The sequence below is a fragment of the Intrasporangium sp. genome, assembly GCF_039812505.1.
Lineage (GTDB): Bacteria > Actinomycetota > Actinomycetes > Actinomycetales > Dermatophilaceae > Intrasporangium_A.
Genome location: NZ_JBDIAQ010000115.1, coordinates 1 through 11,097, shown reverse-complemented (window position 1 = coordinate 11,097; position 11,097 = coordinate 1). Strand labels below are relative to the sequence as shown.

Sequence of the window (11,097 nt, the reverse complement as noted above, 5' to 3'; positions counted from 1 at the left end):
TCACCCGAAGGTGTCGACCTCCTCCGGCGTCGCGCGCCGCACCACGACCCGGGTCCAGGCCCCGACGTAGAGACGGTCGTCGTCGTCGAGCTCACGCTTCGGCCCCACCGAGATCGGCTGGTCGGGCAGCGGCCCCGACGCCGGCCCGACGAACGTGCCGTTCGACGAGTCCAGGTCCTCGACGAACCACCGGGAACCGTCGGTCGTCAGCTGCGCGTGCCGACGGCTCACCCCGGGGTCCGTCGACAGGTCGATCTCGGGGTTGGTGTTGCGGCTGGAGGAGACCCGCCCGAGCAGCAGGCTCCGGTGGCGCAACGGGATGATCGTCGGCAGGCCGGGGGAGGGGCACGGGTCCTCGGCCTGCTGCGTGGCGTACCAGTCCGGGTCGACCCAGACCTCGGCGACCCACTCGAACGGCTCGCCCTGCTCCCGGCCTGCCTCGCTCAGTGCCGTCGCCGCGGCCTCGGCGGCGCTGCCGCGCGGCATCGCGCCGGTCGTGAAGTCGTACCCGCACGCCTCGCAGAACAGTGCACCCTCGGAGTTGGCGGTGTGGCAGTTCGGGCACTCCAGGCCGACCGGTTCGGCCGGCGGTGGCCCGGCCGGCGCCGTCCCAGCCGGGTCCAGGTCGAGGGACGACCCACCAGCCGGTATGCCGCTCACCCCGGGACCGCTGCCGGGGTCCCCGACCGTCGTGGCCGCCTCACCGGCAGTGGGCGGCGCCGCCGGCCCTGGCGCCCCTGACCCGGCAGCCGCAGCCCCCGCCGGGGTGCGCGCCGCGGCGTCGATCGGCGACCCGCACGTGTCGCAGTAGTCCTCGGCCTGCGAGGTGTGCCCGTTGGGGCAGACCGCGCTCATCGACGCACCCGGGTCGTCTTGGTCGAGGCGGTGTCGAGCGACATCTCGTCCATCTTCGAGGCCGACTTCTTGAGCCGGACCGTACCGGTGTCGGCGTCGTCGACCTCGACGACCTTCTTCAGCCGGGCGGTCATGTCGTCGTTGCCGGTCTCGCCGGCGAGCCGTACGGCCCGCCCCAGCTTTGCCGTCGCCAGGTCGTCCTGCCCGGCGGCCTTGGCGGCCAGCCCCTCCTGGATCGCCCGGGCGAGCTCGGCCTGGCCGGTGTAGGCGGCGACCGCCGGGTCGATCCGCGTAGTCAGGGAGTCGTCGCCGGACCACTTCGCCTTGACCAGGCCCTGCGCGAGAACCGTGTCGCCGATCGAGATCTGCACCCGCGCGGCCAGCTGCTCCTGCCCGATCGTGCGCGCCGGCAGTCGCACCGCGACGTGGTAGTCGCGCGACTCGTCGGTCCACGCGCCCGTCGGGTAGGCGCCGGTCAGCGGGTTGACCGGGGTGCGCCGGGCGGTGAGATCCTCGAGGGTGGGCGAGACCTGCTTGACGAAGAGCAGCTCGGCGCCCTGCGGCACCCAGACCCGCAGCTCGGCCGAGGCGACCCCTCGTGACATCGACGCGCGCATCATCGCCTCGAACTCCGCCGCCATCTCCTCCGGCGCCGGGATGAGGTCGACCGTGCCGAGCAGGGCCGACGCGATGCTGCGGACCTCCTCGACCCGCCACTGGTCGCCGACACCGCGGCAGTCGCACTGGAAGACCCCGACGCACGACTGCACCGCGGTCTGCAGCGAGGCCGCGGTCTCGCCCTCGTTGACCCCGTCGGTGAGCAGGATCGCGTGGCGCTTGGTCACGTGGGGCACGGTCTCGAAGATGCGCCGGGCCAGGGTGAGCCAGGTCCCCATGGCCGTGCCGCCGCTGGCCCGGAGCATCTCGACCGCCCGGATCGCCTCGCCGCGCGTCCGCGGCGACATGATCGCCAGCGCGCTCTGCCGCGAGGTGGGGTAGACGATCTGGGCGGTGCCGTTGCCGGACACGACCGCGAACAGGGTGCCGTCGGTGATCTCCTTCAGGGCCGCGGTCGCCGCGACCCCAGCCGCCTGGACGCCGCGCCGACCCATCGAGCCGGACGTGTCGATCAGGATCACCTCGGCGGCCGACCCGTCACTGCGCGGCGCGCCCGTGGCCGGGCCCGCCGCCGCGCCGGTGCTGGTGATGCGCACGATGCCGTGCACGTCCGTGCCACCCGCCGGCAGGAACTCGTTCTGGAACACCTCGGCGGTGAAGTCAGCCATTGCTGGGGTCCTCCTCCTGGGGCGGCTGCGCGCCGTTCGATACCGTCGATCCTCGCCCAGCCAGTCTCGCGAGGGCAACCGTGATGTTGTCCCGGCCGCCCTGCTCGTTGGCGAAGTCCACGAGCGCCTGGGCGAGTGCGCCGGGCTCGTGCCCGACCCCGGCGGCGGCCGTCGCGACCAGGCCGCGGACGGCTTCGGGCTCGGAGCAGTAGTTCCACAGCCCGTCCGAGCACACCAGCAGCCAACCGGGCGCCCGCGGCGCCACGGTCGCCAGGTGCGGGGTCAGGTCGTCGGGCGCGTCCGACCCGAGCCACCGGGTGATGGAGTGGGCCTGCGGTCCGTTCTCGGCCTGCTCGCGGGGGACCCCGGCCCGGATCCGCTCGGCCGCGAAGGAGTCGTCCTCGCCGAGCTGCCGGGCCGGCCGGCCGGCGTCATCCGGCAGCCAGTACACCCGGCTGTCACCGACGGTGCCCGCCACCACCGTGCCGTCCTCGACGACGGCGGCGGCGAAGGTGCAGGACGGCGGGTTGGGCACGTGGTCCGTGACGGTCGCCTTGACGGCCTCGTTCGCCCGGAGCACGGCGGCGGTCAGCGCGCGTCCGGTGGCGGCGACCCACGCCTCCGGGGTCCCGGCGCCGCGCGGGAGCGGCCTGGACAGGTGGTCGCGGGCCTCCTGCGCCGCTGCGAGCGAGGCGATGTGCGAGTCGGTGGCCATCGAGACCCCGTCGCAGACGACCAGCACGGCGCGGCGCCCCGCCGGCTCGTCCGCCCAGAGCGCCATGGCGTCCTCGTTGCGGGTATGCCGCCGGCCGATGTCGCAGACGCCCGCGACCCATGTGGTGGGTGCCTGGGTGAAGTGGTCGCGGGGGTCGGGTGGCGGGGTGCCGCACTGGTCGCAGTAGCCGTCGACGATCCGGCCCTGCCCGCAGGCCCGGCAGCGGTCGTCCGGCTGCGGCGCCACGTCATCCGGCACGACGCCGGTCCAGCCGGTGTCGAGCGGGGACTCGTCGCCGGCCGGCGCGGTCTGCGGGGTGGCCGCCGCGACCAGCGGGTCGGGCGTGGTCAGGGCGGAGGCGTGCCCGGTCAGGTCCGCGCCGCAGGCCTCGCAGAAGCTGGCCCCGGGGTCGTGGGCGGCTCCGCACGACGGACAGCTCGGTCGGGGCTGCGCTGGGTGGGTCATCGGTCCGTACCCCTTGTCGCTCGGATGCTGGGCCTGGCGTCATACCGGACCGCTGGTGCCCGCTCGACCGGAAGTGGTGCCTGCTCGACGGGGACGAGGTGGCCGCCCGACGCGGGCAGGGGCGCGGGAGCGGTGGTCACAGCAGGCTCCACGGGCGGATCGTGTTCGCCTCGTCGACGAGCCGGACCCGCTCCCCGAGGTCGGGGGTGTGCGCAGCCAGGTCGCGCAGCGACTGCTCCAGCCCGAGCCGCAGCTGCGGGACCGTGGCCTTGCGACCGCCGACCAGCGACTGCGGTGCGCTGCCGCTCCGCGCGACCCGGGCGAGGGCCTCGCGGTAGATCAGCGTCGTCACCTCGGCCCGGTGTCGCGGCGCCATCGCCGTGTCGCCCATCATGTCCATCGCCTCGGCCAGGTCGGCCAGGCTGCGGTTGGCCCGGGCGAGCAGCTCGGCCAGCCCGGACCGGGCGGTGCGGTAGGAGCTCGACTCGGGCGGTACGAGCCGGTATGCCGCGACCGCGCCCTCGACGTCGCTGCGCGCGGCCCGGATCCGGGCCAGGCCGAAGGCGGCCATCGGGACGTAGGCCGCGTCGGTGCGGGCGCAGGCGACGTACAGGCCCTCGGCGACGCCGTCGTCGCCGGCCTTCTCGCACGCGTGCGCGAGCGCGAGCTTCGGGGCCAGCTCACCCGGCACCTGGCCGTAGACCGCGTTGAAGGAGGCCTGCGCGGCCCGGAAGTCGCCGCGCTGCAGGGCCGAGAGCCCCTGGACCCAGACGGCCCGCCATTCCCACGGGTCGGCCGTCAGCAGCTCGCCCGCGGTCAGGTCGGCGATGTCGGAGCGGCCGGTCTCGAGACTGGCCCGCGCCCGGGCCAGCAACACCTCGGTCGACTCCCTCGGGGGGAGGTCCAGCCGGTGGAGCCGCTCCGCCGGGGTGCCCTGGATGGTCTGCAGCCACCCGGTCATCGGGTCGTGTGGGTCGACGCGCAGCGGCGGCAGGTTGCGCCAGTCGTCCGCCTCGTCCCCGGCCGCCGGAGACTCGAACAGCAGCGAGGAGACCGTCGCGGTCGCGGCGCCGGCCCCGCGGTCGATCGCGACGACCTCGCGCAGCACGCCGACCATCTGGGAGCGCAGCTCGTCGGCCGAGACGAACCGGTCGTCCCGGCTGGGTGCGCACGCCTTGGCCACGAGCCGGTAGAAGGAGTCGTACTTCTGCAGGACCGGGTTGGCGTCCTGCGGGGGCAGCACGTTCAGGTAGGTCGACTGGTAGCCACGGAACTCCGTCGTCAGCACCACGAGGGTGCGCCCGATCGTGTAGATGTCCGACGCCACCGACGTGCCGAGCTCGGCGACCTCGGGCGCCTGGTAGCCGACGGTGCCGAAGATCGCCGAGTCCTCGTCGTCGATGCGGCGCACCCCGCCGAGGTCGATCAGCTTGACCTCGTCGCCGACCTGGATGATGTTGTCCGGCTTGAAGTCGCAGTAGACCAGGCCGAGGTCGTGCAGGTACTGGAAGGCCGGCAGGATCTCCAGGATGTAGGCGAGCGCCTGGTCGACCGGCAGCGGGTTGTAGGCGCCGGCCTGCTGCATCCGCTGCTTGAGCAGCGCCTTGAGCGAGGTGCCGCCGACGTACTCCATGACGATGTAGCCGTCGTCCTCGTGCGTCACGAAGTTGTAGATCTCGACGATGCTCGGGTGCGAGACCTGGGCCAGGAAGCGCTGCTCGGCGATCGCCGCGGCGAGCGCGTCCGGGTCGGCCGAGTTGAGCAGGCCCTTCAGCACGACCCACCGGTCCGAGACGTTCTTGTCCCGGGCCAGGTAGATCCAGCCCAGCCCGCCGTGGGCCAGGCACCCGGCCACGAGGTACTGTCCGGCCACCAGGTCACCCGGGTGCAGCTTGGGGTCGAACGAGAACGGGTGCCGGCACCTGGCGCAGAACCCGGTGGTGCGCCCCGGGTGGCCGTCGCGGCCCCGGCCGACCGGCTCGCCGCACTTGGGGCAGAATCGCTTGTTCTCGGGGACGGTGGGGTCGGTCAGCAGCGCCTTCTCGGCGTCGATGGCCGGGGCGGGGCGGACCGTGGTGATGCCGCCGCCGAGCCGCGCGCTGCGCAGCCGCTGCGACCCGGTCAGGCGCCGGGTCGCGATGCTGCCGGCCTGCCGGGCGCGCCGGGACCCGAGCGCCGTCGAGGCGAGGTTGCTCGACGCCGTGGACCGGGTGGACAGCTCGGGGCCGGTCCCGGCCGGCGCGGTCGGCTCGTCGGCGAGCTGCACCTGCCCGACCTGGGTGGCGGGGGTGCCGCAGACGTCGCAGTATCCGTCGTCGATGTGGCCGGGGCAGCCGGGCTGGTCGCAGGGGGTGCCGTCCGGCACGGTCGGGCCCCCGCTCGGCGCGGCAGCCGGCGGGACCGGCCGGGCCGGAGCGGTCGCGACCGAGGCGCCCGGACGGGGGCCGGCCGGGCCGACGCCGGTGGCCGGGGCACGTCCGCCGGTGCCCGGCATGGTCGGCGCCCCGGTCGGCGTCTCGGGTGGCGTGGCCGGCACTCCGCTCGGCACCCCGACGGCCACCTCGCCCGGGGTCCCGGCGGCCACCTCGCCCGGGGTCTCGGGGCGGCTCGTCGCTGCCATCCCGCAGACGTCGCAGTAGCCGTCGACGATCGTGCCCGGGCAGCCGGGCTGGGCGCACCTGGTCATGGCCGGGCCTTTCGGGGACGTGGCCTGGTCACGGCCTGAACGTACGACTGGTAGGCGTCGGCGAGGGCGCTCGCCCGGTCGAGCCGCACCGGTGCCGCACCGAGCACCGCGTCGAGCCGGGCCCTCAGCTCGTCGAGGTCGCCCTGCGTCTCGGGCCCGAGCCGGGCAGCCGCGGCCATCGCGGTGACCGCGCCCACGCGCCCGACGAGCTCGTCGCGCTCGGCCAGCCCAGCGGCATACGCCTCGTGCGCCAGGTCGAGCGCGCGGGCGACGCGGTCGAGACGCTGTCGGTATGCCGCCAGCTCGGCGGGCGCCTGCGGGACCGGTCCCAGCGCGTGCACGTTCGGGATGGCCAGCTGCGGCGCGGGGTCGATCGCGGCGACGCAGGCCCGCTCGAGGGCGCGGATCGCCTCCGCCCGGGCGTCGAGCTCGGCGACGCGCTGGGTCTGCCGGACCCGGTCCTTGACGGCCTGGGTGCGCTCGGCGGACGCGACGATCAGGTCGCGCTCGAGGACGGCGGCCTCGATCTCGAGGGGTCCGATGACGCCACCGGTGTCGGCGCCGCGGCGGGCCCGCTCGGTCAGCTCGGCCAGGCGCCGGTCGAGCCGGGCGAGCGACTCGCTCGCCGCGTCGCGCTGGGCGCCCGCGGGCACGAGCGGCACCTGGTCGCGGATCCGTTCGAGGGTCTGGCGCAGCAGGGTGATGCGCTGGCTCGCCTCCGCGACGCCGGGCGCGAGCGAGGCCCGCGCCTGCAGGGTGCGGGTCAGCGAGTCGAGCAGCCGGCAGGCCTCCGGCAGGGTCACGGCGAGGGAGGCGGTGCCCGGGACGGACAGCGACTGGCTCGCCTCGCCGCCGAGCCGGCCGTGGATGAGCGTGGCGAGCCGTTCGGCCTCGGCCGGGCCGACCCGGCCGCCGTCGAAGACCGTCTCGAGCAGGACGTAGCGGTCGTGGACCGCCTTCCAGAAGGTCAGCGCGACGGTCAGGTCGGTGGTGACGGCGGCCTGCTCGCCGGGGTCGAGGCGCAGGACCGCGGCGTCGACGGCGTCGAGGTCGGCGCGGCGCTGGTCGACCCAGACGTGCAGCGCTCCCAGGTAGGTCTGGGCGGCGGCCGGGTCGACGGGGACGCCGAGGGCCCCGGGAGCGGGTGGCGCCAGGATCCCGCCGTCGAGCGGCGCCTGCGCAGGACTGGTCATGAGCGGCCGTACACCGCCTTCGGTGGGCTGGGCGCGGGACCGAGCACCCGGCGTAGCCACCGGTCGTAGATGGCGGTCCACCTGCCGTCGCTCATCAGGTCGGCCAGCAGACGGTTGACGTAGCGGACCAGGTAGGTGTCGGCCCGGTTGAAGGCCAGCCCGTAGGGCTCGCTGCTGATCGCCGGGGCCGAGGTGACCACGGCGTACGGGTCCTGTGCGGCCAGGCCGGCCAGCACGATGTCGTCGCCGGTGATGGCCTCGACCTTGCCCTGCTGGAAGAGGGCCAGACAGCCGGTGTGGGTCGCGGCCGCGACCGGGACCGGGCCGTTGACCTTCTTGAGGTTGGCCATCGTGGAGGTGTCCCGAGGGGCGCAGACCCGTTGCCCCTTCAGGTCCGCGAGCGTCCTGGCCGGATTGCCCCGGGCGACCAGGACCTTCTGCCCGGAGTGGTAGTACTCGGCGGAGAAGGCGACCTGCTCCCACCGGTCGCAGGTGATCGTCATGTTGCGGGCGACCATGTCGACCTCGCGTTGCTGCAGCAGCGGGATGCGGTCTGCGGCGGTGATGACCCGCAGCCGGATCTTGTCCGGGTTGCCGAACAGGCTGCCCGCGACCGCCTTGGCGAGGTCGATGTCGAAGCCCTCGATCCGGCCGGTCAACGGGTTGCGGGAGCCGAACAGGTAGGTGTCGGCCGAGACCCCGACGACCAGGTACCCGCGCTTGAGAATCCGGCGGGTCGTCTCGTCGGAGATGTCCGAGGATGCCGGGATGCTGGGCAGGGGGTCGTAGGTCTGGAGCGGGTTGCTGCAGGTCGCCGGCGCGGGGGCCGCGGGTGCCGAGGTGGCCGGTGCGGTCGGTGGTGCGGGGACGGGGGTCTCGGCGTAGGTGACCCCGGTGCAGGCGGCCAGGGCGGCGACGGCGGACGTCGCGACAAGGGCGCGCAGGGTACGTCCGGCGCGGCCGATGCGTGCGTCGCGTGCGGCGCGTGCGGCGCGACCGGCCCGGGATCCTCGGCCGGGACTCGTGGCCGCGGCCGGGCGGGAGGTGGGGGTCGACGTCACCGGTACTCCTCGATCCGCTTGCCCATGCCCCGGATGACCAGCCAGCAGGCCACCAGGGACAGCAGGGCGATGCCGGTGGCGTAGGCGGGCGCGGCGCCGCCGAGGCCGTCGATCCGTTGGACCGCCGCCTGGCTGGCCTCGTCGCGGGCGGCCGTGACGTCGCGGTCGAACCGGGCGAACCGCGCGCTGGGGTCCGACGCCTTGGTACTGGTCGCCAGGGCGACCGCGCGGTCCCAGTCGCCGCCGTCGTCGAGCTTGCGGATCTGCCGGTGCCCGTCGGAGTAGGCCCGCCACTCGGCCAGCAGGGAGCTGTCGAAGCCGGTCAGGGACTTCTCGACCGTGGTCGCGTTCTGCTGCCAGGCCTTCTCGTACGCGGCGCCCGAACCCTGCTTGATGAGGGTGAGGCTCTCGTTGGCGCGCGCGTCGTTGGCGGCCGTGCTGACCTTGGCCAGCAGCACGGTGTCCTGGTACTGGCTGGTCCGCACGTCGGTCGCGGTCGCGGCGACCGTGCCGATCGTCGACATGGCCGTCACGAGGGCGAGTGCCAGCAGCACGATCGCCACCGAGAGCGGGACGTTGAGGTAGCGGTGCGTGCGCCGGGCGAGCCAGACGGCGACGCCGACCAGGACGAGGACCGCCGCGACGCCGACCAGCAGCAGCCCGCTCGAGTCGGCCCGGTCGAACTCGGCCCGGGCCCGGCCCTCGTTCGCCTGCACGACCGCGTCGAGGATCGGCATCGCGTCGCTGCGCAGGCCGGCGCTCGCCTCGGTCAGGTAGGTCGCCCCGACCGGCAGTCCCAGCCGGTTGTTCGAGCGGGCCTGCTCGACGAGGGTCGCGTAGGTCTGGACCTTGACCGCGAGCGTGGCCAGGGCGTCGGCGTCGGCCGGCTGGGCGGCCGAGGCCTGGGTGATGCCCTCGGCGACCGCGGTCATGGCCCGGTCGTAGGCCGCTCGCTGCTGCGCCGGCTCGAGGCCCCCGACGAGGAACGCGTTCGTGGCGAGGGCGTCGGCGCGCAGGAGGTCGACCTGCAGGGTCTGGGCGCGCACCACCTGCGCGATGTTGGTGGCGGCGCGGTCGGCGGCGGCCCGTGACCCGATCAGCGCCTGGGCACACACGGCCCCGAGGACGAGCGCGGCCAGGACGGCGAGGGCGCCGAGCAGCCGCATGCGCCCGGGGGTGCCGTGGACGAGGGCGCGCAGGGCGTTGCCGGCCTCGCTGGCCGTCTGGGGGACGGTCGGCAGCGAGCCCTGGATCGTGCGCGGCGCGGCCACGGTCATTCCTCCTCCTGGGTCCCGGTCGTGCGTCCCGAGCCTGCCGGACCCGGGCCGGCGCCGCCATCGGGGGTTGCCCTGACCGGGTCCTGACCCGACCCCGGGGTCGGGGCCGGCGGGTCGTCGGGACCCGGCCCCGTCGCGGGTGGCACAGGGTCGGGCGGGGCAGCGTCGGGCGGGGCAGGGTCGGGCTCGGGGCGCTCGGTGAAGTCGCCGGCGGTCAGCAGCCGCAGCTCGTCCCGGGTCGGGTTTCGGGCATCCTTCAACCGCCACGCGTGCCGGCCGACCGCGGCCTCGAACAGGTTGCGCGCGAACCGCCCGTTGCCGAACGCGGGCGTGCGCGGCGTCGCCTCGAGGGTCTGGCGCACCCGCCGCTTCGCGTCCGCGGTCAGCTCGTAGTCGCTCGCTCCGGCGATCGACACGAGGATGGCCAGCAGCTCGTCGTCGGAGTAGTCGTCGAACTCGATCGTGGTCGTCAGGCGGCTGGCCAGGCCGGGGTTGGTCGCGATGAACCGGGCCATCGGGTCGGGGTAGCCGGCCACGACCACGACGAGGTCCTCGCGATGGTCCTCCATCTCCTTGACGAGGGTGTTGACCGCCTCCAGCGCGTACTGGTCGCCGGTCAGGCTGTAGGCCTCGTCGATGAACAGCACCCCCCCGATCGCCCGGGCGCACACCTCGGCCGTCTTGATCGCGGTCTGGCCCACGTAGCCCGCGACCAGCTCGGACCGGTCGACCTCGACGAGCTGGCCCTGCGGGAGCAGCTCGAGCGCCCGGTAGATCGAGCCGATGAGCCGGGCGACGGTCGTCTTGCCGGTGCCGGGGTTGCCGACGAAGACGAGGTGCCGCGAGAGCGGGGTCTGCCGCAGCCCGGCCCTGGTGCGCATCCGTTCGACGGTGAGCAGGGCGACCTGCCGGTGCACCTCCTTCTTGACCCGGTGCAGGCCGATCATCGCGTCGAGCTCGGCGAGCAGCTCCTCGACGGTCGGCGCGGGCTCGGCCGGCTGCCCGGCGGTCTCCGCGGCGGGTGCCGCGGCAGGGTGCGGTTGCGCGGCGGCGGGTCTCGCCTGCTCGGGTATGCCGCCGGGCCGGCTCCCGGCGTCCGCCTCGTCGGGGTGGGGCTGCGGGCGCAGCCCCCAGGAGCGCAGCACCGCGTCGGTGCCCGGCCCGCTCGGCAGCTGCGGGAGCAGCCCGGTCGACCGGCCGGTAGTCGGGTCGGGGGTGGGCGAGGGTGACGTGGGTGGGTCGCCGAGGGGTCCCAGGAGCGGGCCGGAGCCGGCGGGGAGGTGGGGACCTCGGGCCCGGGATGGAGCTGCCGAGTCGCGGACCGCGTCGAGGTAGGCGGCGGACGCCGCGGCGGCGTTGGCGGTCACGGTGATGCTCGGCTCGCCGAGGGTGCAGGCGGCCGCGGCGACGTCGGTCAGGGCGGTGGCGTACTCCTCGGCGGCCGGGTGGCGGGCCTCGGCGAGGGTGAGCAGCAGGGCCGTCGGGTGCTCCCGCCAGCGGCGGCCGGCGACGGCGGCGTCGAAGAACGCCCGGTTGGTCTCGGCGAGCTCGGTCGGGCC

At 74.9% G+C, this 11,097-nt stretch carries 8 protein-coding genes; all 8 read right to left on the bottom strand.

Going from position 1 to position 11,097, the window contains the following annotated elements:
- The gene (locus WMI84_RS13545; protein ID WP_347354009.1) at positions 1 to 855 is read right to left on the bottom strand and encodes an FHA domain-containing protein; all 855 of its coding nucleotides are present in this window, start codon (positions 853 to 855) and stop codon (positions 1 to 3) included.
- Positions 852 to 2,141 carry a VWA domain-containing protein gene (locus WMI84_RS13540; protein WP_347354008.1) on the bottom strand — a complete coding sequence of 430 codons (1,290 nt, stop codon included), beginning with the start codon at positions 2,139 to 2,141 and terminating at the stop codon, positions 852 to 854. The genes WMI84_RS13545 and WMI84_RS13540 overlap by 4 nt, the downstream gene beginning before the upstream one ends.
- Positions 2,134 to 3,321 carry a protein phosphatase 2C domain-containing protein gene (locus WMI84_RS13535; RefSeq protein WP_347354007.1) on the bottom strand — a complete coding sequence of 396 codons (1,188 nt, stop codon included), beginning with the start codon at positions 3,319 to 3,321 and terminating at the stop codon, positions 2,134 to 2,136. The genes WMI84_RS13540 and WMI84_RS13535 overlap by 8 nt, the downstream gene beginning before the upstream one ends.
- Before the next feature lie 136 nt (positions 3,322 to 3,457).
- Positions 3,458 to 6,007, bottom strand: a complete 2,550-nt coding sequence (locus WMI84_RS13530) for a tetratricopeptide repeat protein (protein ID WP_347354005.1) — start codon at positions 6,005 to 6,007, stop codon at positions 3,458 to 3,460.
- The gene (locus WMI84_RS13525; RefSeq protein ID WP_347354003.1) at positions 6,004 to 7,200 is read right to left on the bottom strand and encodes a hypothetical protein; all 1,197 of its coding nucleotides are present in this window, start codon (positions 7,198 to 7,200) and stop codon (positions 6,004 to 6,006) included. Before WMI84_RS13525 ends, WMI84_RS13530 begins: the two co-directional genes overlap by 4 nt.
- Complete coding sequence (locus WMI84_RS13520) at positions 7,197 to 8,261, bottom strand: glutamate ABC transporter substrate-binding protein (RefSeq protein WP_347354002.1); 1,065 nt, start codon at positions 8,259 to 8,261, stop codon at positions 7,197 to 7,199. The genes WMI84_RS13525 and WMI84_RS13520 overlap by 4 nt, the downstream gene beginning before the upstream one ends.
- Positions 8,258 to 9,538 carry a hypothetical protein gene (locus WMI84_RS13515; RefSeq protein ID WP_347354000.1) on the bottom strand — a complete coding sequence of 427 codons (1,281 nt, stop codon included), beginning with the start codon at positions 9,536 to 9,538 and terminating at the stop codon, positions 8,258 to 8,260. Before WMI84_RS13515 ends, WMI84_RS13520 begins: the two co-directional genes overlap by 4 nt.
- A partial coding sequence (locus tag WMI84_RS13510) for an AAA family ATPase (RefSeq protein WP_347353998.1) occupies positions 9,535 to 11,097 on the bottom strand: 1,563 nt, incomplete at its 5' end. The genes WMI84_RS13510 and WMI84_RS13515, both read right to left, overlap by 4 nt.